The organism is Microbacterium sp. Z6_144, assembly GCF_057197625.1.
On sequence record NZ_JBXVPT010000001.1, the window covers coordinates 374444 to 399894 of the forward strand.

The 25451-nt window shown below is 66.5% G+C and carries 24 protein-coding genes and 1 tRNA gene; 8 read left to right on the forward strand and 17 right to left on the reverse strand.

From position 1 onward, the window contains the following. Window positions 1–91: 91 nt before the first annotated feature. Both AC2DGY_RS01765 and AC2DGY_RS01770 read right to left on the reverse strand, forming a co-directional pair. On the reverse strand, window positions 92–1438 hold the full coding sequence (locus tag AC2DGY_RS01765) for a hypothetical protein (protein WP_484507982.1): 1347 nt from the start codon (window positions 1436–1438) through the stop codon (window positions 92–94). Window positions 1439–1722: 284 nt separating this feature from the next. Further along, window positions 1723–1995 (reverse strand): DUF1905 domain-containing protein, encoded by a 273-nt coding sequence (locus tag AC2DGY_RS01770; protein WP_484507983.1) that lies wholly within the window; start codon window positions 1993–1995, stop codon window positions 1723–1725. Between the two features lie 409 nt (window positions 1996–2404). On the opposite strand from AC2DGY_RS01770, the gene AC2DGY_RS01775 reads away from it, so the two are divergent. Then, window positions 2405–2851: an NUDIX domain-containing protein gene (locus AC2DGY_RS01775; protein WP_484507984.1), complete on the forward strand. Its 447-nt coding sequence runs from the start codon at window positions 2405–2407 to the stop codon at window positions 2849–2851. Between the two features lie 219 nt (window positions 2852–3070). Then, window positions 3071–3142, forward strand: a tRNA-Leu gene (locus AC2DGY_RS01780). A 363-nt stretch (window positions 3143–3505) separates the two neighbouring features. On the opposite strand, the gene AC2DGY_RS01785 is transcribed toward AC2DGY_RS01780, so the two are convergent. Next, a complete protein-coding gene (locus AC2DGY_RS01785) occupies window positions 3506–4378 on the reverse strand; it encodes a helix-turn-helix transcriptional regulator (RefSeq protein WP_484507985.1) in 873 nt (290 codons plus the stop codon). On the opposite strand from AC2DGY_RS01785, the gene AC2DGY_RS01790 reads away from it, so the two are divergent. The 3 genes from AC2DGY_RS01790 to AC2DGY_RS01800 all read left to right on the forward strand — a co-directional run bounded on the left by AC2DGY_RS01790 (window position 4377) and on the right by AC2DGY_RS01800 (window position 8423). Then, window positions 4377–4784: a DUF6157 family protein gene (locus AC2DGY_RS01790; protein WP_484507986.1), complete on the forward strand. Its 408-nt coding sequence runs from the start codon at window positions 4377–4379 to the stop codon at window positions 4782–4784. The genes AC2DGY_RS01785 and AC2DGY_RS01790 overlap by 2 nt on opposite strands. Beyond that, window positions 4781–5173 (forward strand): DUF1761 family protein, encoded by a 393-nt coding sequence (locus tag AC2DGY_RS01795; protein WP_484507987.1) that lies wholly within the window; start codon window positions 4781–4783, stop codon window positions 5171–5173. The genes AC2DGY_RS01790 and AC2DGY_RS01795 overlap by 4 nt, the downstream gene beginning before the upstream one ends. A gap of 346 nt (window positions 5174–5519) precedes the next feature. Continuing rightward, window positions 5520–8423, forward strand: coding sequence for an AAA family ATPase (locus AC2DGY_RS01800; RefSeq protein WP_484509962.1), 2904 nt, complete (start codon window positions 5520–5522; stop codon window positions 8421–8423). Between the two features lie 242 nt (window positions 8424–8665). Here the strand turns inward: AC2DGY_RS01800 and AC2DGY_RS01805 are convergent, their stop codons facing one another. Next, on the reverse strand, window positions 8666–8800 hold the full coding sequence (locus tag AC2DGY_RS01805; RefSeq protein WP_484507988.1) for a hypothetical protein: 135 nt from the start codon (window positions 8798–8800) through the stop codon (window positions 8666–8668). Between the two features lie 431 nt (window positions 8801–9231). Here AC2DGY_RS01805 and AC2DGY_RS01810 point away from each other — a divergent pair, with 431 nt between their 5' ends. Both AC2DGY_RS01810 and AC2DGY_RS01815 read left to right on the forward strand, forming a co-directional pair. After that, window positions 9232–9426, forward strand: coding sequence for a hypothetical protein (locus AC2DGY_RS01810; protein ID WP_484507989.1), 195 nt, complete (start codon window positions 9232–9234; stop codon window positions 9424–9426). A gap of 271 nt (window positions 9427–9697) precedes the next feature. Beyond that, window positions 9698–10105 (forward strand): hypothetical protein, encoded by a 408-nt coding sequence (locus AC2DGY_RS01815; protein ID WP_484507990.1) that lies wholly within the window; start codon window positions 9698–9700, stop codon window positions 10103–10105. A 245-nt stretch (window positions 10106–10350) separates the two neighbouring features. Here AC2DGY_RS01815 and AC2DGY_RS01820 read toward each other — a convergent pair whose 3' ends face one another. From AC2DGY_RS01820 to AC2DGY_RS01875, 12 genes are read right to left on the reverse strand one after another with little or no spacing between them, the layout of a single operon-like run. After that, complete coding sequence (locus AC2DGY_RS01820; protein WP_484507991.1) at window positions 10351–10794, reverse strand: single-stranded DNA-binding protein; 444 nt, start codon at window positions 10792–10794, stop codon at window positions 10351–10353. After that, the gene (locus AC2DGY_RS01825; RefSeq protein ID WP_484507992.1) at window positions 10791–11318 is read right to left on the reverse strand and encodes a hypothetical protein; all 528 of its coding nucleotides are present in this window, start codon (window positions 11316–11318) and stop codon (window positions 10791–10793) included. The genes AC2DGY_RS01820 and AC2DGY_RS01825 overlap by 4 nt, the downstream gene beginning before the upstream one ends. Next, a complete protein-coding gene (locus AC2DGY_RS01830) occupies window positions 11315–11707 on the reverse strand; it encodes a hypothetical protein (RefSeq protein ID WP_484507993.1) in 393 nt (130 codons plus the stop codon). Before AC2DGY_RS01830 ends, AC2DGY_RS01825 begins: the two co-directional genes overlap by 4 nt. Further along, window positions 11704–13491: a type IV secretory system conjugative DNA transfer family protein gene (locus tag AC2DGY_RS01835; protein ID WP_484507994.1), complete on the reverse strand. Its 1788-nt coding sequence runs from the start codon at window positions 13489–13491 to the stop codon at window positions 11704–11706. The genes AC2DGY_RS01830 and AC2DGY_RS01835 overlap by 4 nt, the downstream gene beginning before the upstream one ends. After that, window positions 13491–13970, reverse strand: coding sequence for a hypothetical protein (locus tag AC2DGY_RS01840; RefSeq protein ID WP_484507995.1), 480 nt, complete (start codon window positions 13968–13970; stop codon window positions 13491–13493). The genes AC2DGY_RS01835 and AC2DGY_RS01840 overlap by 1 nt, the downstream gene beginning before the upstream one ends. Before the next feature lie 11 nt (window positions 13971–13981). After that, a complete protein-coding gene (locus AC2DGY_RS01845) occupies window positions 13982–15280 on the reverse strand; it encodes a MinD/ParA family ATP-binding protein (RefSeq protein WP_484507996.1) in 1299 nt (432 codons plus the stop codon). Further along, window positions 15277–16875, reverse strand: coding sequence for a hypothetical protein (locus tag AC2DGY_RS01850; RefSeq protein ID WP_484507997.1), 1599 nt, complete (start codon window positions 16873–16875; stop codon window positions 15277–15279). The genes AC2DGY_RS01845 and AC2DGY_RS01850 overlap by 4 nt, the downstream gene beginning before the upstream one ends. Continuing rightward, a complete protein-coding gene (locus AC2DGY_RS01855; protein ID WP_484507998.1) occupies window positions 16875–18374 on the reverse strand; it encodes an SCO6880 family protein in 1500 nt (499 codons plus the stop codon). The genes AC2DGY_RS01850 and AC2DGY_RS01855 overlap by 1 nt, the downstream gene beginning before the upstream one ends. After that, the gene (locus tag AC2DGY_RS01860) at window positions 18371–19846 is read right to left on the reverse strand and encodes a hypothetical protein (protein WP_484507999.1); all 1476 of its coding nucleotides are present in this window, start codon (window positions 19844–19846) and stop codon (window positions 18371–18373) included. The genes AC2DGY_RS01855 and AC2DGY_RS01860 overlap by 4 nt, the downstream gene beginning before the upstream one ends. Beyond that, complete coding sequence (locus AC2DGY_RS01865) at window positions 19846–20133, reverse strand: hypothetical protein (protein WP_484508000.1); 288 nt, start codon at window positions 20131–20133, stop codon at window positions 19846–19848. Before AC2DGY_RS01865 ends, AC2DGY_RS01860 begins: the two co-directional genes overlap by 1 nt. 29 nt (window positions 20134–20162) lie before the next feature. After that, window positions 20163–20786: a M23 family metallopeptidase gene (locus AC2DGY_RS01870; RefSeq protein ID WP_484508001.1), complete on the reverse strand. Its 624-nt coding sequence runs from the start codon at window positions 20784–20786 to the stop codon at window positions 20163–20165. 1 nt (window position 20787) lies between these two features. Continuing rightward, window positions 20788–21522: a hypothetical protein gene (locus AC2DGY_RS01875; protein WP_484508002.1), complete on the reverse strand. Its 735-nt coding sequence runs from the start codon at window positions 21520–21522 to the stop codon at window positions 20788–20790. A gap of 378 nt (window positions 21523–21900) precedes the next feature. Here AC2DGY_RS01875 and AC2DGY_RS01880 point away from each other — a divergent pair, with 378 nt between their 5' ends. Further along, window positions 21901–22218, forward strand: coding sequence for a hypothetical protein (locus AC2DGY_RS01880; protein WP_484508003.1), 318 nt, complete (start codon window positions 21901–21903; stop codon window positions 22216–22218). Between the two features lie 355 nt (window positions 22219–22573). Here AC2DGY_RS01880 and lanKC read toward each other — a convergent pair whose 3' ends face one another. Then, window positions 22574–25231 (reverse strand): class III lanthionine synthetase LanKC, encoded by a 2658-nt coding sequence (gene lanKC, locus AC2DGY_RS01885; protein WP_484508004.1) that lies wholly within the window; start codon window positions 25229–25231, stop codon window positions 22574–22576. Window positions 25232–25451: the final 220 nt, after the last annotated feature.

Consider the following 25451-nt stretch of genomic DNA (forward strand, 5'->3'; position numbering starts at 1 on the left):
GACTTGCGATCTGCCCGTTACAGCGCCTTGCCGGGATCCGCGACCTGTGTTCTTTGCCATGCGACCCTCCTTCTTCGGATGGTAGTGGAGATCAGGGACATTGGGCCCCCAACACGTACAAGATGGCGGCAGTTCCAAGGAGAGCAACCATCGCGACGATCAGACACGTTGAGCTCCAGAACCGCAGACGTGATCCGAGGGTTGTCGGGTCTCGAGTCAGCAGAACGGAAGCAGCCAAAGCACTAGGCCCGACTATGAGCGCGAGGTCGCCCAACTGAGTCGGTCGATCGATCCATAGGGCAACGGTGAGGGCAAAGAGTAGGAGAGCGGCGAGATACGGAACGACCTGAAGTCGCCGCAGAGACGCCAGACGGAAGCTGAGTCTAATTCGGTAGTCGCGGTCCGGGTCATGCGCGTAGAAGGCGCGGCTTTGTGCGTCAGTCCGTGACTGAAACGCGCCGTACGCGGGAGTCGAAGAATGGGGATGATCGGCCTGGAACTCGGTGATCCTAACGTTCGCGTCCGGTACGCGGAAAGTCACGTGATTCGATTGAGCGTCGGCAATCACCAGATCCTGGTGCCCGCGGTTTCCAAGCGTCAGCGTGAGGTCTCGCCGCTCCGAGTACTTCACGAGGAATGGCGCATCTAGCGGCACCTTCATGGCAACGATGAGGTCGTATGAGTTTGAGTAATCGGCGAGCGCGGTTAGGAACTCCTCTGCGGTGCCCGCGGTGTTGAACTCCCGTGCCTGTGCGTCCAGTCGCTCAAGAGTTGCCGCATAAGAGTCGAGGAGCTCTGTTGCCTCTTCGTCTGTTGTGACCAACCCTGTTTCGAACAGTTGGGGGAGCACGAGCGATGGATTCTCAGGCGCCGAGTACCCATGAAACTCGTCCAGGCGAGGACGCAGAATGGTGCGACATCGAAGCTCGATGTCGTTCCAGCGCGAAAGAAACTGGTCCGTTACCGGTCGTCCGAGCCCATCGCGGAAGTACGCGCCAAAGTCAGTCGGTTTGCCGGCCGTGAGGAGCTCGCCGGTGAACCCGAGCACCGCCGTGAGTAGGCCCATCACCTCATCTGAGAGCTGCACTCGTGACAGACTGGCGAGCTCCTGCAAGTACTGCGCTTGTCGTGCAGCGATCTCGGTGCGAGGTAGGAGCCAAGCATCGCCGTCGGGCCCCTGGACATCGAAATCCATCAGGGGTCCGCGCGGCATCGGCGCAACGTTCAACGCCAGTAGCGCATGGGTTGCTCGCCGAGGTACGAGATTACCGAGGTAGCTGCGGAGCGGCGCCGACTGGAGCGACCGGCGACGCGTGCAGGATGTCGCCGAGTCGACTTGGATTTCTTCGACTACGCGAACGCGCCAGCCGAGCGGATTTGCCAGAAGGGCAACAGTCACGTCGCGGTTGTCGATCAGGTTGGCGGTAGTACCTGCCATCGCTGCCTCTCTGTCATCAGCAGGGAATGGCTGCTAATGGGCGCTGGTACCTTCACGGGACATGAGGCCGTGCGTTGACGCGATCCTATCGGCCAGCCCTGCGCGCATTTGGTTGTCGAACGGGCGCAGTTCCCTCGGTGCAGCCGCCCGGGTTGGCGACAGGTTCTAGTCACGCGGCCAGCGGACTCGTGGCAAGATGCGGGACGCCCGCCTGCCGGTCGCTGACCGCGCATCCAGGTCGGCAACCGTCCACGCGATGTCGGCCGAGCGCACTTACCGTGCGGTCACCTCTTCGTGATCGTCACCTCGACCTCGTCACCGATGTCCTTCGCGAGCTGATTGCGAATCTTGGCGTTGAGAGACACCATGTGGCCGCCGGTGCCGGTGGGCATGGCACTGACGTTCTCGAGGACGACATCGTCGACCCTTGCGTCAACGCGGACGGTCTTGCCGGTGCCGAACCGGTCCGCCGAACCGGGAATCTCGACGCAGCTCCAGGTCTCGCCCTTGACCTCAACACCAATCGAGGTGGTGAACGTCAGATCCTCTGCACCCATGCGCGCCAGCCTACGTGCGGACCACGCCAGCGTTGATATGAGCCTGAGTGTTGCCGCGACAAAGCTCCGTCGCGCCGCCCGTTGAGGGTCCCTCAGCGTTCCTGGTTGAGTCGACGTTCGAGGAGCCGCGGCGATGCTTCGAAACCTGTCCCCAGGTAGAGTCGCGCCGCAGCATCGTTCGCACTGACGGTGATCCGCGGAATTCCGCGCCGGCGAATGATTGACTTTCTTCAACCGTCGCGTCATGACGGTTCGCCCATGCGAGCTTCAGTACGGCCAGCCTCGGGGCGTCACCCGGAGTGCCATCGCGAATCACCACGTCCATCACTCGACGAGACTCACTGAGGGATAGAGGGTTCGCAAGTGGGTCGTGCAGCGCGTCAGATCTGAGGGCGTCTAGGCTCGGCGGATGGCGAGGTCTGATTACGTCGCATCGATCCGTGCGCGAATCGGAACCGATCTACTTCTGCTTCCAGGGGTCACCGCCGTGATTCGTGATGCCGATCGGTTCTTGCTAGCCCGGCATTCTCACTCAGGGCTGTGGAGTCTGATCGGTGGTGCCGTCGAACCTGGCGAGGAGCCCTTCGACGCCGTAGCCCGGGAAGTTCTTGAGGAGACGGGTGCTCGAATCCGGGTCGACGGAATCGTCGGCGCGTACGGCGGCGCTCCGATGACGGTCGAATACCCGAACGGCGACCAGGTTAGCTATGTCACAACGGCATATGAATGCCATCTCTTGGACGATCCGCATCCTGATCTCGACGAGCTTCTCGAGCTGGGCTGGTTCGACCGCGATGCGATCATCGAGCTCCCACGGCGCGGCTGGATCGACCGAGTCATTACGGACTGCCGGTGACAGCTTCGTCTCCGCACGATCGTGTTGCTGCGCGCTCGTAAGCCGGTCGTCTAGCGTGCCGATGCGGAGGTGAGGGGAACGAGAATCCGCCGCTCAGTCGAAAGCGTCTGAAGCGAGAAGGCGACGGTGGGTTCGTAGGGTCCAGCCAGGCTTGACACACGGGGCGGATTTCTCGTAGTCACCCCTCGCTGCGCTAGAGGGCGAAGCAGTTCAACAAACTCTCTGTAGCTCAGTGGATAGAGCACCGGTATGAGAAGCCGGAGGTCGCAGGTTCGAATCCTGTCAGGGACTTAGAGGCCCCCGATGCTTTCGCGCTCGGGGGCCTCGCCACTTTCTATATCTGCGACTCCACGGCGTTGCGGTGGGTGCGCGAAAGCCGGTCCTCTAGCGTGCTGATCTACGGGTCGATTGGCGAGACTCGCGCCGGCGACTCTCATCAGCACCCGCAGCCGAAGTACGCCCCGACTTCGAACCTTCCTGACCTCTCACTCCAGGAGCGACCGGATGCCGGTCCCTCAGTGGCGCGAAGTCAGCCGCATCGCGGTATCACCTGCGAAGGCGTCTCGTACCCTGCTCGAGACGCCTTCGCGAAGACCGACTGAACTGACAACTCTTGCCGGGCAGGTGGCCAGCCGCTCGACGTTGGTTGTCCAGTCATTTGGGCGCGAGGTATTCACCGGGAGTCATTCCGGTGGCGATTCGGAACTCGTTGGTGAGGTGGGCTTGGTCGGTGTAGCCGAGGTCGGCCGCGACATCGGTGATACTCGCGTTCTCCGCTGAGAGCCGGCGGACGACCTCTTGGAGGCGGACCCGGCGTGCGATCTCGGCAGGTCCGCGCCCGAGAGTCGACGCGAGCGCGCGTTGGAGCGTCCGAGGACTGGTCTGCAATGAAGACGCGACATCGGACACTGGGCGCACGTTGGGCTGGGCGGTGAGGAGATCGACTGCCGCGTTGGCAAGCCGTTGCTGGGCGGTGAGGGGTCGCTGCTGGAGGTATTCACGCGCCAGCTCGTCTGCTCGCCGGGCGCGGCTAGAGGCGTCGGGCATTTCAGCGACGGCCACCAGCAAGCTGTGCGCTCGGTGGTCCGCAGGAGTCAAGGCGCGCTCACCGGTCAGGGCGGTTGGGTCAAGATCTGTGAGAACCGCCAAGCCCGCGGGTCGCAGCCGGAGGGCGAAGACATCGCCGGTGCCGCTGATAGTCCGCCGCCATGCTTTCGCCCTGACCGATGACACGACGAATGGCGCGAGGACGTTGCCGCGCTCGATGCTCAGGGTGATCGAAGGGTGGTCGATGATCCGCTGATCGATCTTCTCGTTCTCCGCGAACTGCCACTCGGCGGTCCAGTAGGTGTCGATGACGTCCCGAGCTGCCGGCCCAGGAACTATCCATCGCGCTGAGAAGCGCTCCGCGTTCACCGGGTGTAGCACTCCCGAGCGCTCGACCGGTTTCACGTTCTGTGTTCGTTCCGTGACCATTGACGCCATTCTCCAAGACTCGGCTCCGCTCTGCCCAGAGGCTAAGACCATGACCACCAACTACCGCACCACCCTCATCACGATCGCCCCCGATTCTCCGACGAGCGTCGCCGTCATCCCGCCCCAGACTGCGGCGCCGACCGTTGCGTCGCTTCAATATGCGCTCCTCAGCACGAGGCCGTATGAACTGACTTCGGACGATGTGCTGTTCGAAATCCACGTGACGCGTTCCGGAACACCCGAGGAGGAACGAGACTCAGAGCGCGAGAAGTTCTTCGCGAGAGACCAGGCCTGCCTTCGCGCATCGCCTCTCCCCAAGCGGTACGGGTGGGGCATCCATCACGATCAGCACGGCCGGGTCGCGCTCGTCGCCGCCGGCACTCATCTCTACGAGGAGCTTGCCCACCGACCCGACATCATCCAGAAGCCCGCGATGCGCTCCTCCCGTCGGCGATGAGCATCTGGTGGGCGGCCGCTCTTGGCGGTCTGCTCTATTACCTCCTTGGGGCAGCCTGGTTCACGCCCCTGTTCGGCCGAACGTGGGATCGATCAATCGGGTACGACCGATCCCGCAACGCCGGCCGCTTTCCACTCGGCTACTACCTGCTGCCGCTCGCGGGTGCGCTAGTCACGACCGTCGTCATCGCCGCCATCTACCCGGCAGGCGGCGGCGTCGGTGCAGGACTTGTCAGCGGAGCAGGTGTCGGCATCGCGGCCGCGGCGGCCTCCTTCACAAACGCACTCACACCCCACACTGCACACCCCTACGTCTTCGGCGCAATCACCGCCGGCTACCACCTCACAGGAGCGACCCTCGCCGGATTGACCATCGGCCTCCTCAGCTAGCGATCACCAACACCTCGTCTCGACGGCCGGTCCGTCACCGTCCGCAAGACGGTCCTTGCACGCGCGGTCCCTCTGGTGAGCCAATCGACCTCAACGCCGCATGGCCAGCGCACGTATGGCCCGCGCGCACGAATGCCCGATGAGCGAGCGGCAACTTCGTCTTGATCGCCCGCAAGCGCGTCGCGATCGCATGTCGGGCCGATCAAGACGAACAACGATGCACGCAGGCACTTTCAGTGTGCGGGGCTTGTAGCCGGAGTTCGGCGGGTTGCGTAGGGTGCCCGCCATGCGCGGCGGACTCGAGCGATGGAAGCGTGGGGTGGGCTCTCACGGGGTTCGACAGGCGATGGCGTACGCCTTCGAGGGAACCTGCGACTCGCACCTGAGCGGTGGGGCGTCCGCGGCGTCCGACTACGCCGAAACGGATGGCCGGACGGTGACACGTTTCGCCCTTGATGAGGGTGGGCTCGTCGAGGATGAGCTCACCGCAGATGCTCTGTCGGCCTGGGTCGATGGGCGCGACCCAGCCACCGGCGAACAGCGCGGACGGGTGCTCGCCACCGCGGACGCGGACCTGGTGCTTGACGGCACGATCAATGCCCCGAAGTCGTTCAGCATCGCGGCGCTGCTGCATCCTGAGCTCGCCGCCGAATATGAGCGACTCCAGGACCGTCTCCGCGATCGTGTCATCCGCGCCTGGCACGCCGAGCTAAACGCCCGTCGAGGGGCTGGTGGCCGCGTCCGAGAACGCTTGGCGCGCATCGAGGTCGTCGAGTTGCAGCATCGGCGCTCCCGAGCGCTGGACCCTCACGTCCACCGTCATCTCTGGTTAAGCGTGAAGGTGCGGGGTCGGGACGGGAGGTGGTCCAACGTCGACTCGCGCGTGGCGATGCGGTTCCATACGGTCGTCAACGCGGAGGGCGAGATAGCAGCGCGCACTGATCCTGCGTGGGTGTCCGCCCTCGCCCGGCACGGGTACACCATCTGCGCCGACGGAGAGATCCTTCAGTTGCAGCACTTGGTAAAGCCGATGTCTCGCCGTTCGAATCAGATCGAAGCGAACCGGGCGATGCTCCTCGCTGGATGGCGCGCCGATCATGCCGACGCCGAGCCCTCCCTCGACGCGCGCCGGTCCATCGACCGGCGCGCGTGGGCGCTCGGCAGACCCAACAAGCCGCGCCACTTCGAGGAGGACGACTGGGAGCGCCTGACGCGGGAGGAGATCGCGGAGATCGATCCGCGCGCCCTGTCACCCCACGGCCCCGTGCTCGCGCCCGCGACGGCGGTCGAGCAAGTGGATATCGAGCTACTAGCGCTACGAGCAGTAGCGGACGCCGATGCACGATCGCCCGCCAGCGGCGGACGGATCAGCGTCTTCGACCTTCGTGCCGGGGCGCTGCGCGCGGTGGCAGCATCCGGCGTCGTGGCTGATCGCGACGCCTTGCAATCGCTGATCGACGCGGTGGAAGCGGCGGCCCACCTACGCACGGAAGATCTCCTTCCCGAAGCAGGGGAACGCCCAGCACACGTGAAAGCGCTGATGGCGCAATCGACCGCCCACCTCAAGAGAGAGGTGGCGGAACGACTGGACGCGCTGGCGACCGCCGGTCAGCGCCCGTCGATATCGGTGATGGCGTTGGTCGCGAAGCGCGCACTCGGTCCTGGACCGCAGCTTGGGAACCGGCAGCTGGACGCTGCGACCGCGATCGCGGGTACCGACCGGCTCGTGAGCGTCACTGGGCCGGCCGGGTCGGGGAAGACGTCCATGCTGCGGGTGGCGCAGTTCGCGCTCGCGGCGCAGAAGCGACGGTTGATCGTTGTCGCTCCGACGAAAAAGGCGGCAAGCGTGGCGTCCCGCGAGACGGGTGCCGCGGCATCGAGCCTGCATGCGCTGCTCTTTGATCACGGGTGGCGGTGGCGAACCGACGACGCCGGGCAGCAGGTATGGACCCGTCTCGCCGCAGGCGACATAGATCGCGAGACCGGCTCCATCTGCAAGGGTCCCCGACTTCACCCGATGCGCCCCGGCGACCGGGTCGTGGTCGACGAGGCAGGAATGGTCGACCTTGAGTGCGCGAACGCGCTTCTCGCGCTCGCAGCCGAGACCGGAGCCGGTATCGCTATGGTCGGTGACCACCTTCAGGCTGCCCCTGTCGGTCACGCCGGCGCAATGGCCGCGCTCACTCGACGCGCCACGAGCGTCGTCGAGCTCGACAGCGTGCACCGATTCCGCGATCCGGAGTATGGACAGCTCACCCTCCGCCTTCGCAACGTCTCAACGAAGGAGGACGCCATCGCCGTTGCGCGGGACCTCGACGACGGCGGACACCTGCGTCGTGCTGACGACAAGGATGCGGCTAGAGCGGCCATGCTCCACGGATACTTCGCTCGCACCGCGCACGGCCAACGTGTCGCTCTCGTAACAGGAACGAACGAAGAGGCCGACGCCCTCAACGAAAGCATCCAGCAACGACGCATCGTGAACGGCGAGCTCAATCCCGCCGCGTGGATTCTAGGGGCGGGTGGGCAACGCATCCTCGTCGGTGAGATCGTGCAGACTCGACGCAACGACCGCGCGGCCGGGGTGGAGAACCGTGCCCTCTGGAGGGTCGCAGACGCTAGCCGCAAGAGCGTTCAGCTTGTGTCGCTGTCGGACCCGCGGGATTCGCGAACCATCACACTCGACTACGCCGGAGATCACTTGCAACTCGCGTACGCTTCCACGGTCCACGGCGTCCAAGGCGAGACCACGGACGGGTCCATCGTGGGCCCCGATGTCGACGCGGCGGGGCTCTACGTCGGCATGACGCGCGGCCGACTGCACAACGAGGCAGTGGTCATCGCATCTACCCAGACCGCTGCCCGCGCCCGCCTTGCTGAGGCGATGCGGCGCGGGTTGCCAGAAACGGACGTGGCCGACTCTGCCCGCGCGGCGCGCGACGATCTGAAACGAGCTGCTCACGACCCCTCCACCGACGGGCCGTTGACGCCCGGCGAACAGGAGCGGGAAGGTCGGGTCGAGCGTCTCCTCCTTCGACTCCAGGCTGACGCAGCCACACACCACGCTCGCGGGCACGCTTCGGGCGCAGATGCGCGAGTCCATTCCCGAGTCGTTGACCGGATCCGCAGTGCGCTCAAGAACCGACCACCTCGGCGCTCGCTCGGGAGCACGCTTAGCGACGCGTCGAAGGTGGATGTGGGCACAGACGGTGGGGTGCCGGAACAGACGTCTCGCGGGACCGTTTTGTAGTCCGATTAATCTGCACCGGCGGTCTAGCGAGACGGCCGGTTTGACACCTCCCTCACAGCGGACGCCCACACCCATGTCTTGAACTCTTGGGCGGTAATATTGAAGCAAATCGCGACGGCGTGAGTTGTCCAACTGCATGCCTCCGCGTCGACGAGCAGCGGCGAATCGCCGAAACCGACCCACGCACGCACTGGCTTCGGCCGAGGATCGCGAGTGAACGGCTCCCGCTTGAGTTCCAACTCTTATGGAAGCAGCGACTGCAGCGGGCCGGCGGTGTCGGCCATGCGCTGCGCGATCCGCTCATCCATGAGTCGGTCGAAGTGCTGCGCAGAACGCTTGTTCGTCCACGACCGCCTCCCTCCGGCCACCACTGACATTAGCCGCATTCGAACGCATGTTCCGCCTCTGCCGACGGCGAGAGTTTAGCGGGGCGTTGACGACTCCGTTCCTGTCGTTCGCTTTTTGCAGACTTCGCTCTCCGCTGCGCTACGAGCCCCGCTTAGCAACCGCCACTCGGGCACTTCGTCGTCCCCGCCCCGCATGATTGGCCGACTGTCGGAGCGAGGTGAAGCCTGTGTGATCTCGTCTCCCCTTGTCGGGTGAGTGCCGCGCGGATCCGGCGGAGGGGTGCAGGGGCGTCTCGGTCGGTACGCCGGGTGGACGACCTCATGGCCTACCGCGAGTACTCGACAGTCGGGCGGTAGAGGGCATGGCTCGAGAAAATTGGTCTGGACGGCTCCCGTGCCTCGCCGATAGTTTGACGGAGAGACGGGTTCGGGGGAACTCGCCCAGGAAGCTCGGGGGAGCCATGGGAAGATACGACGCCAACATCGCCCACGCACAGAAGATGCTGGCAGACGCCGAGCGGGAGCACAGTGAAGCGGTACTAGCGCTCGCCGATGCGGCTCCATCAGTTCGTCAGCAGGTGCTGAGCTTCCGTCAAAGCCAGATCGACGAGGCGCGGCAGATGATCGAAACGTTCACGCGGGCAAACCGGGAATGACCTTGGAAAGGGCGAACGGCTTCGAACAGTTCTACTCTCGCATGACTGCTGGCGGGCGCATCGAATACCTCGTAGACAAGGGGAACCGACCGACGACCTCGTACCCGCACGTTCACGTCACACATCATGGAAGCGGTCGCGTTGAGGTGGTCGCCTCCCGGTCGGCCAGCGATCATCCTTGGCGGGAGTCTCTTAGTGACCCGCGCGGTGACAAGGGTCCCGAGGTCCAGAGTCTCATCCGCCGCGCGCAGAGCTACCTCTAGGGGGATTGATGACGATCGATCAGGAGACCCTTGTCGCCTCGCTCACGAATGGCATGAACGACGCCATGACCTCGTGGATCGTTTACGGCCACTATGACCCCTCCTTCCTTCTGAAGGCAGTAATTGAGAACGTGCCGTCCCTGCGCGACTCGGAGGCAGAGTACGACGGATTCGCAGTCAGTCCGTCGGCAAGGGTGCGCTTCATCTGTGTCGATGCAAGCATGGGCGCGGCGATTTTCCTTCTGCCCGAGGACTACAACTGGTTCGACGAGAACACCCGGGAGCCCCTGCTGGCGCTTCAGCCGCAGATATCCGTGAAACCCTGCATTTATGGGAACGTGAACCCGGAAGTCTGGCAAACGTTAGGCAACAACCGGACGGTGCTGGACGCTTCCGACTTCCTTCCGTCGACCTGAGGCTCCGTTACGGCTCAACCAATCAAACCGTCGTTGAGAGCGGAGGTGAATCGTGGCACACGCATGTGAGAAGGCGGGGGCGTCAAAGTGCGCCTGGTGTGTGGAGGCTGAGAAGAATAACTACTCGACCCACACATGCTCGTACAACGGAAAGTGTGACTGAAACTCGGCGGCCGAATGTTGTCGAGGTCGGAGGAAGCGGGTGGGAGTACTATCGTCCCACCCGCTTCTAACGTGATGGTTGGTTAGCGTGTGATTCCTGCGCCGGCGTACGAGGCCGGTGCGGCGGACGGCCCCGGAGCGTGTGTTGCGGGGCCGTCAGCTTTTGGGCTGCGTTCGATGGCGACGTCGGCGAACTTCAGCGACGCGCCCACGTTGTCCGCGACGACGTCCCGTGACTCGCGGGTCTGTCCTTCGTTGTCGACGTAGGTGCCGAAGCGGAGATCGCCGGCGACGATAACCGAGTCGCCCTTGTGGAGGGATCCGGCAACGTGGGCGGCTTGCTTGTCGAAGACGACGACGCGGTGGAAGAGGGTACCGGCGTCTTCCCACAGTCCGGTGGATTGGTTGAGTCGTCGGTCGTTGACGGCGACGGTGAAGCGCGCGTACTCGTTGCCGCTTTCGCCTCGGCCGTGTTCGGGGTCCGCGGTGAGGTTGCCCTCGAGCGTGACCGGGATTCTGGTGGTCATGGTGTTGTTCTCTCTTTCTGGTGGGGAGCGCCCGGGTGGGTGCTCGGGTGGGCGTGGGCGGTTGTGGTCCACGCGGTCCATGCGGTCTCGTCGGTGAGGCCGTCCCACGCTCGGGGTTTGGTGGGGCGGTGTTCGGCGGCGCATCCGCCGCCGTATGCGCGAGTGAGGCGGGGGATGGCGATGGCGAGGCGTTCGTGCCAGCTGAGCGGACCGAAGCCGGTGTCGGAGGGGTCGAACGCGGCGATGTGCGCGATGTGCAGGGCGGAGAGTTCCTCGACGAGCGCGTCGTGTTGCCACCAGCAGGGCGGGACGGTGGAGAGGGGGATGTTGTAACGGGTGGTGAACCACTCCACCCACGCGCGCAGCGCCTCCCAGGCCTGGGCCGCGTCCTGGTCGCGGAGCGTGCGCCAGTTGATGGTGCCGCCGCCGATCAACCCCGAATCACCGTCGCGGCGGGCCGGGTCGAGACCGAGCGATTGGAGGAGGAGCTGTTCGACCTCGGGGTCGTACTCGGGCGTGCTCACCGTGCCGTCTCCTCGTGCCTGGTGAGGGCGGCACGGACGCGGCGGATGGCGAGGAGGGAGGCGTCGCGGTGGGAACGGTTGCGGGCGAGGACACGGTCGCGGTCGATGAGGCGGTGGACGAGTTCGTGGCAGAACGGGTGCAGCGCGGTCAGATCGTCGTGGTGTTCGGCGGCGAGCCACCGGCCGTCGCGGACGTACACGCCGCGGTAAGAGAGGTGGTGCAACTCCAGGGTGCCGCGGGTACCAGGGCGACCACAGCAGGCGCAGGTATCCGGTCCGCGCCGTTCTTCGGTGCGGAACCAGCGGTCGCGGCGACGGAACCATGCGGCGGAGCGCAGGTATCCGGTGCGGTAGTTGTTCCGGACAGTGCCGCGACGGGCGTTGGTCACGACGCCTCCTCGGTGGGCGTGGTGCGGGCGGCGAAGGTGGCGACTTGCTCCCGTTCGGCGTCCTTCTTTCCGGCGCGGATCGCGGCGGCGTCGGAGCGGGCGTCCCACCCGTCGAGCTCGAGGAGCACGCCGCGCCGGTTGCGGTACGCAAGGAGTCCTGTGCTGGGTGGCATGCGGCGAATTTCGTCGACGGTCATGAGGGGTTGGCGTTCGATGTGTTCGCTGGTGTTGCGGCCGGCTTGCCGGGTGGACCAGGACTGTTGGGTGCGGCGTGTTTCGCGGTTGCCGAGGAGCGCTTCGATGTCGCGCAGGTGTGCGACGTGGGAGGCGCCGCCGAGGAGGACTTTGGCGGTTGCGGCGGCCCAGATGGTGTCGGCCTCGGCGCGGGACCAGGAGGTTTCCGCTTGAGAGAGGGCTTGGAGGACGACGAAGGTGCAGATCCCGCGTCCGCCGCCGTCCGCCATCGTGCGGGGGAGGTTCGCCCACCGGAACATGTTCGCGATCTCGTCCAGGATCAGCCCGAGCGGCAGGCGGAGGCGCGAGCCGGGAGAGGCGAGCGCTTTCGTGCGGGCGACGTCGACGACATCGTCGAGGAGAGCGCCGAGGAAACCGCCCATCGCTGACGCGCCGGACGCGGACCCGATCAGGTACAGGGTGTTCTCGCCGGTGAGGAACTCCGCCGGGTCGAAGGGACGGTTGGCGCGGGTGGGGCTGAGCGAGGCGCGGATCTGGGGCACGGCGAGGGGGGCGACGGCGCCTTGCACGCCGAACCAGATGGAGGAGACGAGTTTCTCGTCGCCGGCGATGACGGCTTCCAGGCTGTCGCCCCAGCCGGGTGCGCCGTCGGTTCGGAGGATGTCGACGGCGGAGCGGGCGAGGGCGGGGCTGGATCCCCAGTCGTACAGGTCGCTGATGCTGCGCCCGCCGACGGCTGCGGCGTGCAGGAGCCGGCCGAGGACGACGGAGGATGCCTGCGCCCATTCCCCGTTGCTGGCGGAGGCGCCCAGTGCCGTGCCGGTGATGATGGCGTCGCCGCGTTGTATGGCCACCAAGGGGTCGGCGCATCCGGTGATGGGGGAGATGCGCAGCGGGTGGGCGATGCCGGTGAGGCCTTGAGGGTCGAACACGTGCACGTCGCCGCGTTGCGCGCGCATGCGCAAAGTGGCGGTGAGGTTGTCGTTCGTGGTGGAGGTGGTCACCAGCGGCCCTGACCAGTCGAGGATCGCCGAGATGAGGACACGGTAGCCCTTCCCGGAGCGGGGTGGACCTTCCAGGGCGACGGAGTCCTCGATGGACACGTACACGTCTCGCCCCCGGGAACGTCCGATCCGCCATCCCACGTCGGTGGGGCTCGGGTGGGGGAGGTCGGGCCGAAGGTGGGAGGCGCGAGTGAGAACGGCGCGCTTGGATAGATGCGCTGCGATCTCGCTGCCGCTCGCCAACCCGGGACGGCCGCGGAGGTCGGCGACGAAATGCGCGTCCGACTGCAGATACCGGTTGTACCCCATCCAGGAGAACAGTGCGGCGCCTGCGACGAGGACGACGAGGCCGGCATCGATGAGGCGGATGCCAAGGGTCGGAAGGGCGCAGCCGGCGGGGGCGGTGTAGGCGGCGGGGTCACCGGTGACGGCGAACCACAGTCCGCTGATCGGGCTGTTCGCGGCCGGAGGCGCCCCGCAGGCCGCGCCGATGAGCGTGTCGGCGACGACGGCGAAGGCCATCGCCAACAGGATGACGCCCGTGAGGGCGGCAGGGAGCAGCGCGGAGCTGAGGCGGGCGGGCATCACCAGTCCTCCTCTTGCGGCTGATACCGGTGCGCCGACGCCCGAATCCGGAAGGCGAGCCCCGCCTCTCGCGCCGCATCCGCCCGCTCCGTCCAGCGTCGACGTACGGCCACTACGCCGGCGGTCACGGGTGCGGTGATGAGGGCGATAAGGATGCTGTCGCCCACAAGCCCGGGAACGATCGCGGAGGCGGGAAGCCCCTGCTGCGCGGCGGCGAGAAGCAGCCACGGCCACAGCACCGCCGCCCCCAGGACTCCGCCGACGACGGCACCAACGACGGCGTGAGCCCAGAGCGGCAACCGTCGCCGCGTGACGGGGATGCCGAGCTCGAGGTCGCGCAGCACAGTGTCGCGCCGTCGCCGCAGCACGCTGCCGACCCAGTGGGTGACGAGGGCGAGCGTGAGACCGGCGAGCCCCGCCACCATCAGGGGCGCCCACCGGTCGATTGTGGTGAGGGTGTCGGTCAGTGCGGTGTTCATGCCGCTCCCGGTCACAGGTGGGTGGTGGTGGCTGCGGCGGCGGCGATCCACGCGTCGCGGGTCGCTGGCCGCAGCGTGTCAAATCGCAGCGGCCCGCTCTTGAGGGCGGGGTCGAAGGGGATGTGGTGCACGGCGCGGACTCGGCCGGTGAACCCGTCGATGATGTTGTTGGCGTCTGCGGCGGTGTGCCGGTCGTGCTGGGTGACGATGACCACGGCGTGTGTCGCGAGCGCGGCGGAGCGTTCGTCGCGGGCGGCGAGGGCCTCGAGGAGGAGGGCGGCGGACTCGGCCGATTCGGGGGAGGCGAGGGTGGGGATGACGAGTTGATAGGAGGAGTCGATCATCCGTAGCCACCGGTCGGCGGATTCGTCGTTGCCGGAGTCGAAGATGACGAGCCGGTAGTAGCGGGCGGCGATCGCCATCAGTCGATCGAACTCGTCGGCTTCGATGCGCTGACGCACCGCGAGGAGTTCGGGGTTGGAGCGGAGGACGTCGTATCGGTCGGCGGTCTGGTGGTGAACGAACCCGGCGATCTCCGCGATCCCGGCCGCGGGCTCCAGGAGGCGACTGGTTTCGGGGAGCAGGTCTTGGACGGTGGCGTCGTGCGGGCCGGTTTCCGTGCGCCAGCCGAGGGTGCCGCGGGTGTCGTTGTTGTCCCAGGCCAGCACGGACCCCCCGCCGAAGCGGGCGAACGCGGCGGCGAGCATGGCGGTGGTCATGGTCTTGCCGACACCGCCTTTGCCGTTGACCACGGCGATCGTGCGGCACCCCGCCCAGTGCTGCGACACCGCCCGCACCGCCGCATCCCGTGCCACGTCACGCGCCGACGGCTTCACGGTGAAGCCGGCCCGAGCGAGCGCCCCGCGCCATCCCATCTGTGCCTGCGGTGCTCGTTCAGGGCCGCTGATGAACGACGGGCGCCGCTCCGGATCCGCGGCCGTCGCATCCGGCGCCTGGCTGGTCTCGTCGCCCATGCCTCCCGCAGTCTGCGACTGCGGGAGTTCCGGGATGTCGTGATTCCCGGGTTCGGTGGTTCGGGATTCGCGGCGGGTGGCGGGGTGCTCGGGGCGGGTGATGGTTCCGTCGGGGTTGACGAGGAGGCGGTGTTCGCCGCGGTCGCCCGTGGTTTGCAGTTCGACGCTTTCGTGCAGTTCGGATGCGATGGTGGCGGTGCGGGTGAGGACCCAGCCGCGGACGTCTTGCCCGGCGGCGGCGTCGAGGAGCTCCTCGTCGCCGTGCGGGGTGATCAGGGTGGCGGTGCTGCCATACACGGTGGCGTGCACCTGGGGGTGGGGGCTGAGCAGGGTCATCCGATCTCCCTTTCTGCGGTGAGCCAGCCGGTCAGGCTCGACTCCGGTTCGTCCGTCGGGTTTGGCCACCACTCGTCGATCCGCACCGGCTCCACCACGGCGGGGTCGAGGTCGATGTCGGTGTGGGGGAGGACGGCGTCGTCGGTTTTGAACAGGTCGTATTCGTAGCCGGTGGACGTGGAGAAGCAGTCGACGAGGTAGGAGAACTGGCCGACGTACGCGATGAACTCGCCCTTGCGGAGTTGCCGGGCCATGTCGACGTGGGCGGCGGGAAGGTTGAGGCGGTCGCGGAGGGCGGCTTGTTCTTGGTGGTTGACGCGGAAGATGAACTTGTTCTCGATGTCGCCGACCATCGAGTAGGCGAGGTGGCGTTCCTGGGAGCCTGCGGCGCCGACGGCGTCGAGGTCGCCCATCTTGTGCAGGATGACGATGTTGCTGATTCCGTAGTGGCGGGACAGTTTCAACCACTGCTGGTACATCTGCAGCGCCGCCAGCGAGCTCATGTCGCGCCAGCCTTCTTCGCGGATGACGTAACGGGTGCGGTGCGCGTCCCGGTCCGAGATGACGGCCTGGATCCAGGCGGTCGCGCACACCTGGGTGAGCTGGGCGACGAGCTCGCCGCGCGCGAACAGTTCGGAGGTGTCGACGACGACGAGGGGGGAGTTCTCGTCGAACACGACGGTGGATTCGTCTTCGAAGAGGCCGGAGAGGTCACCGTCCACGAAGCGGCGCAGCACGTAGCGGGGTCCGGAGGAGGCGGAAATCAGGTCAGGGTCGTCGGTGTCGCCGCCGGCGATCCGGATCACCTCGGCGTACACGGCGCGGAGGGTGGGGTGGTCGTGAGTGGCGGTGATCGCGCGTTCGAGGGCGAGGTGGATGCAGGCGTGCTCGGGTGCGGTGAGGGCTTTGCCGCCGAGGGCCATCTCGATGAGGGAGATCAGGGTGGCGATGCGGCGTTGACGGACCATCTGCTCGTGTTGTTCGTCGCTGGTGCCGGTGCGGCGGGGGCCGCGGGCGAGGGGGTTGAGGCGGGTGTGAGTGTCGTGGCCGAGCCGGATGACGGTGCCGCCGACGGCGTCGGCGACCGCGACCCATTCGCCCTTGCTGTCGGAGGGGACGACCGCTTGGTGGCCGAACGCGAGGGAGCGGACGACGAGGGTCTTGATGGTGGCGGATTTGCCGGAGCGGTAGGCGCCGAGCACGAGGATGTTGGTGGAGAACGCACCCCGCTCGCTGGCGTCGGCGTAGGTCTCCCACGGGGAGAAGTGCCACAGCGCATCCGCGTTCAGATCAACCCCGACGATCGGGCCCCGGTGTCCGAGCCCGGTGTCGGCCACGAACGGGTAGATCCCGGCGAGGTGCTGCGACGTCGCCTGATGGCCCGGCACCCGCATCGGTGCAAGGTTCCAGTACCCGCCGTTCCCTAGGCCGGGACCGAACGGTCCCGGCACCGCTGGCTCCGGCAGCCCCCGCTTGTCCCTGGTGTTCTGCTGAGTCGCGCCGTTGCGCAGGGCGGTGCGGATCTCTATCTCGCGGGCGCGACGGTCGGCGCGGGTCTGCTGCGCGGGGGTGATGTGGACGACTTTGCGGGTCATCACTTCATCCCCATCCCCAGCGGCAGCGCGTTGACGAGGAGGGCTTCGGCTTGCTGGCAGTACAGGATCTGCGCTTCCATCCCGACCTGGGACAGGGCGTTGCGGGCGCCTGCGATGGACTGCTCGAGCTGTTCCTCGTCGGGGGCGGTGATGGTGAGGTAGGCGCCGTACCGGAACTCGCCGTGACCTGCCACCAGCTCTTCTTCTTGGCGTTCGAGGGCGAGCCAATCGGCTTCGTCGGCGGCGGAGCCGTCGGCGTTGCGGCGGGCGCGCATCTTCTGGTTTCCCCGCCACACCTTCTTCTCCTCCCGGATGCGCCGCAGCGCCTTCTCCACCGGGACCGGGGTGAGCACGATGGAAAAGATGTGCGTGACGGCTTCGCCGGTCACGGGGTGACGGGCGAACACGAGCGGAGAGATGAACCCAATAGGGGCGTCGGAGCGGGGCCATTCGTGGATCCACATGGTGGTGTGGACGCCGGAGTCGGTGATCACGATCCCGTTCTTTCCGCGCGGCTCTTCCAGATACATCGGCCCGATCGCCGACAGTGCCACCCCTTCGTGATCGGGGTCGCGGTTCTGCACGGTGGACAGAAACTCCGGGTCGAACGCCGTCCGGGACAGGGCGGCGAGATCCCGCGGGGTGAGCCAGCGGCGCACCGTGATCCGCGCGGTTCGCAGCGCGTCGGTGGTGTTCTGCGCCTCGATCGCGGCGAGCCGCTGCACCGCTTCGGCGCCACCTCCCAGGGCTTTCAGCTGGGCGGCGAGGGCCGGGAGGTCGAGGGTGAGGGTGAGGAAGTTGCGGTGCGCGACCGCGAACCGCTCGGAGGTGTCCATCACTCGTCGGTAGTTCTCGGCCGCATCGGTGGCGGGGGCGCCGTTCAGGCGGGCGGTGATGTCGTCCAGGTGGGCGCGGGCGGCGCGGATGGTGGTGGGGGTGGTGCGCTCCTGCAGTGTGACGCGTTTCACGCCTAGGCGCTGCGTGAACGCTGCGAGCACGTTCGCCCACTGCTGGGCCAGGTCGCGGCGTTCGGGGATGTCTTTCATCAGGAAGCCCTGCACCTCGAGCTCGGCGGTGATGGACACGGTGCGTTCGTGCGGGCTGTAGGCAGAGGCCATGCCTTCGACATCCCAGATCTGCACGGACGCGCGCGTCCCGGGGAGGTTCAGGGTGCCCTCCTTGACCGGGTGCTCTGGCCGATACTGCTGCGTCGTTGCGCCGGCCGCATGACGGGCCTGCTTCGACAGCCACAGCGCGAACAGGCGGGGTGCGGACATTCCTTGCAGTTGCACCAGCGCGAGGATCCCGAAGGGCAGGTAGACGGGGGCGGCGAACAGCAGCCCGGCGGGGCCGAACCGGTTGATGCCGATCAGCATGGTGGCAGCGGCAATCGTGACGCACGCGATCTGCCAGGCGTCCATGCCCAGGACGATGCCCTGACGTGACCGGCGGGGCAGACGGACGGGGCGAGCCGGGTCGGTGGCGCTGGTGCTGGTCATGAGGACCTCCGGGTCGGAGCCGGGGCAGGCGAGGGGGCCGCAGTTGCGGGCGGCGAGGCGGTACGAGGCGGCGAGCTCGGCGACGCCGTTGGGGCGGGTTGCGCAGTCGGGCGAGCGGCGGCACTTTCGGTGCGACGTGAATTCGCTGCCGCAGCGGGTCGTGGGGCCGTGCCCGTGGTCGCGGTGCGGGTGGTCGTTGCGGTGGTGGTGGCGGCGGTGCGGGTGGTGGGGGTGGGGCGGTTTCCGGCGGGGGAGCTGTGCAGGCGGGAGGGGATGCGGGCGAGGGTGCGGCCGGCGTTCGTGGTGGAGCGGGCGGCAGTGCTGCCCATGCGGGACCCGATGGAGTCGACTGCGGCGCCGCCGACGAAGGAGAACAACCCGAACACGGCGAAGGGGGCGAAGGCCACGAGCAAGAGGCCGAGGATCAGCGGCCAGGACTGCGGGTCCCAGACGGTGCTGATCCCGGCGAGGCCGTTGACGATGAGAGCGAAGAACCCGATGGTCAGCGGTGTGGTGAGCAGTAGCGCGACGACGGCGGAAACGTATCGGACCACCCACTGGGGGCCGAGGGTGCGGACGGGAAAGATCATCCAGGCGATGGGCGAGACGGCGATGAGCGCGGCGAGGGCGAGGTTGCGGAACGCGAACACGACCAGGAGCAGGAAGATCGCGACCATGAGGAGCCCGTGGATGACGAACGCGAAGAAGTAGTTGGCTTGACCGCCGGCCCACATCACCCCCTGCAGTGCGGAGAAAAGTCCCCCAGGTCCGTCGCGGTTCAGGATGTACCAGGACAGGTCGTCCACCGCGTTCAGGAGCAGGCCGGTCAGCCAGAGCCCCAGCGGGACGGCGGGGATGGCGAGGAACGAGCGGATGATCGCGCCGAACAGGGCGTCGCGGTCACGGGCGACGATGGCGGCGGTGATCGCCCAGATCATCGCGCCGAGCAGCACGATCAGGATCGCCCAGGCCCAGAACGACCATTCTCCGGTGGCCGCGGACCACAGGGCGGTGCTGGTGTCGAACTTCATCGCGGTGAGCACGGTGTGCATGGCCGTGGTGGACGCGATGGCGGCGCCGCGTCCGGCGTTCTCGAACGAGATGCAGACCACGTCGCCGACGGAGCATCCGTACTGCACAATGACCGGGTCGCCGCCGGCGGCGCGGAGGGCGTCGTGGTGGCCCTCGTAGGTGGTGCAGACGGTGGCGACGGTGCCGCTCATGGGAAGTCCGAGGAAACAGGTGGCGGCGCGGACCTCTCGTGGATCGGTAGGGGTGCAGGACACCTGGTTGCCTTCCGCGGTGCACTCCACCGGGTGGCTCGGGGCGGACCAGGACAGTCCGTCGACGGTGGCAGGGGATGCCGCTGCGAAGGCGGAGCCCGAGGTGGCGGCGGTCGCAGGGGGTGCCGCGCTAAGGAGGGCGGCGAGGCCGAGGGCTGCGGCGACCGTGAGGGTGCGCAGCGTGCGCATTAGAAGCCGAAGTCGAAGTTGATGAACCATTGGAAAATGCCGCTGACGGCGCCGAGGATGGCGGCGGCGAGGAAGATCCAGAGGATGTGTTCTCCGGCCCAGGAGCGGACGCGTTCGTTGCCGGCGCCGCGGAAGGCGAGCGAGCCGCCGGCGACGATGAGCATGGTGAGGACGACGAGCATTCCGGCGGCGAGGACATAGGACACGATCACTTGGAAGCCCCCGAAGAAGGGGGCGGAGAAGTCCGGAGTGATGTCCGGGACGTTCACCAGGTGGGTGATGGGCATGTGATTCTCCTTCTATCCAGGGGGAGTGGTTAGGGCAGAGCCAGTCCGAAAGAGCTCATGAAGGGGGCAGGGTCGATCGAGGCGCCGTGGTCGATGACTTCGTAGTGCAGGTGGCAGCCAAAGGACTTTCCGGTATTGCCCTCCGCGCCAAGCGCCATCCCGGCAGTGACGGTGTCCCCCACCTGGACACGGAGGGAGCTCGACTGCATGTGCCCGTAGAGGGTGACCAGGCGGTCGCCGTGGTCGATACGCACGGTGTTGCCGTATCCCTGGTAGCTGCCGGCGGTGATCACGGTGCCCGGCCCGGCGGCGTAGATGGTGCTGCCGCATCCTTGCGCCATGTCGTACCCCTGGTGGTTGACCGAGCAGTAGGCGCAACCGATGACGGGGTTGTGGCCGAAGCCCCGGCCCTTGGTGAACTCGCCGGAGAACGGCATCCCCCATTCGCCGGACGCAGCGGGGGATCCAGCGGCGGGCCGGTCAGGTGCGGGCGCCGGTGCGCCGGCTCCGATCGCGGCGGCCAGCAAGACCACCGGAGTCAGGAGCATCCCGCTCGCACCGAGGACGACGACGGTGAGCGCGATGAGTACCCGCCGCCCGGTGCGGCTGCGCGCGACGGTGAACGCAGCGGTCGGGGCGGCGGGGGCGGGCATGTCAGTCGCTCAGTGCCGTGTCGAAGTAGCGGATCAGTTTGCAGTCGCCGGCTGCTTGGGCGGATTGCGGTGTCGGAACGGAGTCGTTGCCGCACAGCACTTGGGCGCTGATGCGTACCTGCTCCTCATAGCTGGACTCGGCGCCGTCCTCCCCGGTCTGCGTGAAGGTGAGGAGTACATCGCTGGTACCGATGTACATGTCGCCACCGTCGTAGTCCGGAACCGGCGTGAAAGAGATCTCGCCCGTGGTGCTTGCGATCACGCGGCCGTTCTGACGTGCCAGCGAATCCCAGACCGGGTCCGGGAAGATCACGGCATCTCGCATGGTGAGCTGGTAGCGCTCGGTTTGTGCTGCCTGTTCGTCGGGGTTCTGGAAGCGTGGGTCCGGGGTGAACCAGGTGTCCAGGTAGGTCACCCATTCGTCGCGAGTGGCGCGGGTGGTGTCAACAGTGCCCGCAGCCTCGATCGCCGCGCTTAGATAAGACTCCGGGTCCGTCGTGATCGGCTCGGGCACCCACCCCGCCTCCACCGCAGCTGCATCCACCACCTCGCCGGTCGACGACGTCGATGATGTCGGACCGGCCGTCGGCGTGGGCGGCGAGGAGGACGTCGGCTGCGCGGTGCCACCCTGCGACGTGACGGCAGCGAGCACACCCACAACGATCGCGGCGGCAAGAACCGCTCCGCCGATGACCGCCCACAGAAGGCCCCGACTTTGCGCGCGCTGCTTGGCCATCACACGTACCGCCCTTTCGCGTGCCGGGCTTCGCCAACGCTGGCGAGTCGGAGAAGCGCGGCTTCAACGTGACGGCATCGTAAACCCGCTGCCTCCCCTCGCGCAGACGCGCCTGTGGACAGATGACCCAAGCCAGCCGTCAATGGGAAAACCCCAATCAGGCAGCCATTTTTGCGTGCTAGCCGCCTTATACACCTGCGGCCCGGTGTCCGTCTGTAGCCCGTTCGGGGGACGCGGGAGCCCGCCGCGACATCGCCGCCGCGGTGACTGTCGCGGGCTGTCTCGAAGAGCATGAGTGAATAATACAAATACTCACTGCAAGAGGGAAGGGCGAATTAGCCTCCCGCGAACGACGAGGAAGTTGGGCATGATGTGTTGATGCCCAAGAAAGCGCGTCCGGCCTCTAGCGCAGAGCTCGAGGACCCGGTCGAGGCGCTCGGATCGATGCTCCGGGCCGGCATCATCGGCTACCTCCGATCCAGCGGGCCGGCAGGCCGAGCGGAGATCGCACGCGCGCTGGAACTCCGGCCGGTCACTGTCGCCAAAGCGCTGTCTTCATTGCACTCAGCGGGATTGTTGATCGCGGACCCACCGCTCGACGAGGTCCGCCAGGGGCAGCGTGTCCTCTACCGAGTGAACAACCCCGCCGTCAGCGAAATGTACCTACAACTCGGACAGGCGATCGGGGAGGTCTAATCCGACCCGCGTGCATCTTCCCGCTACGGCGTCGAGGCCTCGGTGACCCGGAATTCCTGAAATCGCTGGAGACTGATTGCTAAACGGTCGAGGCCACGCCTCTCTAACGGGGAGCCGGTGTCGCTTAGTCAGAACCCGGGCAGCACGGTCGCACAGGACAAACTGGCTGGTTCGCCTGAATGTCGCCAGCGTGCGGTGGTGAACCTCCCGGGGTCGTTTGCGATCCCACTCTTGAAAGATCGGTCTGACGGCGGCGCCGTCAGACCGATCCCGTTATCGGCAGAATGCCGCGGAGGAGGTGCTCAGGCAGATCGAGGTGCTTGCGGTGCTGGCGAAGAACTCGGTCTTCTGGCCGTCACGCTGGTCGAGAGACTGAAGGGAGAGGAGGAAACCCATGGGAATCACCTCCCGCCGCCGATTGTGTGGTCTTGGTAGACCAGAGCGTACGAGTTTTCGGGGGGAGGTTCAGGAATGGCAACGCGGAGTACGACGGCTGGGTGCCCTCAAGATGGTGTTGATAGGCGGTGAGCGCGGTCAGGACCCCGGCGGACCCAGTTGCAAGGTCTGCCGATAGCCGCATCAGGCCGTGACCGGGGAACGCGACTGAACTGCCCACCTGCACCGCGTGCAGCTGAAGCAGTTCGACGTGCCTGGCCAGCGCCACCGCCGCGGACGGACCGGCCAATCCCGATGCAGACATGCGGATGAGGGCATGGATGAGCCCTGCTCGTCCCTGTGTCAGTCCGGAGTAGATCACTAGTTCAGGGCTGCACGCGCGTTCGATTCCACGGAGGAAGGCTTCATACTTACTCGTCGCGTTGTTGTGCAAGAGCAGTTCGGTGATGACGAGGCCGATGCCGGCTGTCCCGGCGCCGAGGTAGGGCATCATTCGCCACCCTTCGTTCACCTGAAACGAGTCGTCCGAGGCCCATGAGCAGGCGGCGAGGTCCTCGCCGAGCGCGGCTTCGGCCATCCGCAGGTATTGCTGTTCACCCGTCGCCGAGTGCAACCTGCAAAAGAAGAGGGCGGGTCCTGACCAGCCTCGGAGGAGCCCTGCCGGCCGCGTAGCGGGTGTATCGGTGGTGCGCGCAAGGTAACGTTCCAGCTGGTCGACGAGGTCGTCGGCGAGCTCCCGAACTAGCGGACGGAGGCTGATATCTCTCTGCGCTGCGTCCAGAAGCGCCAGACCGACGCCCGCGATACCTCCGTACAGGCCGGGGCCGAGGGCCCGGAAATCCGCGACGCGCAGCCGGTCGATGACACGCGAAGCGGCCACCGCGTCGTCAAGTGCGACGTAGACCGGAGCTGCGCCGGCGAGGCCGTCGAGGAGCCCGAGGACGGGGTTGGGGTCGTCAATGAGCTCTTGAACCGCGCAGTCAAACCAGTCCCGCGCTCGAGGGGGGATTGGAACCCCCGCTGTGCTTAGCGCGGCAAGGACCCCGCCGGCACCGTGGATGAGGCCGGCACGTGGCTCCGTGAACTGGGCGGGGTCGCCCGGCCAGGCGCGGTCGTCGCGGTCGAGGGTGGCCTGCTGAAACAGGGAGAGGGCGACGGCAGAAAGCTGCTCATCCAGCCTACGTACGGGCGTCGCTCGCCGCGCTGGTAGACGTTTCGGGAATAGCGCGCCGGTGACGTGGTCAGCCCACCCCGCGTGCAGTCCAAATCGATCTTCGGCCCATTGCGCGAGGTCGATCGCTTTCCCTGGGTCCAGATCCATCACAGGTGTTAGCGGAGCGAACAGGAAAAGACGGATGCAGTTGAGCGCGTACAGATCTAGTTCCCTACCCCCACGTTCATCCGGCGGGATGAACCCGGGCGCTCCGATGACGGCAGGAGACACCTCGGTCAGTGGCTTCGCCATCTCAAAATCCAACAGGACGACTTGACCGTCGTCTGTGACGAGCACGTTTCCTGGGTGAAGGTCACCGTGAGAGTACCCGGCACTATGCACGCCTTGGATCGCCGCGGTGACTTTGTGGCCGATGTCGAGCGCCCAGTCGCGGTACTCCTCGATCTCCGCCCCAGCGACATTGGCCCGTATGAGCGGGTGCTTCTCAACGAGCAGCCGAGGAAGGCTTCGACCCTCAACCCGATCCATGACGAGGAAGTGATGGCCATGGAAATCGAACTCTCGACGTGCGCGCACGACAGATGGGACAGACGTCAAGTCACGAAGGACGATGGCTTCGTGCGCCAGGCGGCTGACAGCATCTCGGCCATCTGGGGTGAGACCGACGTGCGCTCGCGCTTCCTTCAGAACGACGGGTGTCCCGTCCAGGTCGATTGCTTCGTAGACGCCGCCTCCGTTCGAATGGTGGAGAGCACGGAGGATGGTCGGGAACCCTTCCGGCTGCTCGGCGTTGCCGAGGGCCGTCCTCTGCGCCTCAATGAACGGGGGAAGCGCGACCCACTTCGGCGCGGTGAACGCTGCGGAACGGACGTCCTCTTCGAGCTCACCGCTGGGGTTGCGCAAGGCGCCGACGCGGACGCCCTGCACGTCGAGGGACTCTCGGTTGAAGGCTCCATAGCGGACGTGCAGCGGCCCTTGGTTCCAACGCAGATCGGACAGAATGTACGGCCCAGCAATGCCACCGATACGCGCATCGAGGTCGAGCAGCACCCGATGGAGGCTGGTGTCCTGCGTTGGATAGATCGTGACGAACTTGCCGGACGCGGCCCGATCAGCCTCCTTGCTACTCATCGCGCGCAGTACTCCTTCGTGGGAGAGAAACTTGAACGAGAGCCCTTGCCGGTGGCAGTAGCCGCTGACCACGCTGAGGATGTGTCGAGCGTTCTGCGGCGTTGCGCTGACGTGGATCTTCCAGCCCTGAGAAGGGAGGCTTACTACAGTCGGATGCCACGAATACCAGTGACCGTCATCAAGGCTGATCCACTCACTCCAGTCGAGAGTTGAATCGACGTCGAACCGGTCGGCCGGGTTCGGGTCGCGTCGCCGTGGTTCGTCGTAGAACCGCGGGTCGGCCGTTGCGAATCGCGCGTAGATAGAGTCCACGGTCCCCCCGGATGCAGGTTGCTGCAGCGCCGCCGCTCCAGCGGCCCAGCAATCATGTGGGACCGGGCGGTTAGCTGCGGAATGGCCGATCACCGGTCAGGCGGGCATTCCACACCCGTTCCGTGTTCGTTGAGAGCCCGAGGAGAGGCGTCATACCAGGCAGAGCGCTAAGCCGCAGCTCCATCGCGCCGCGGGATTCTCCCGGAATCGCGGGCTTCGC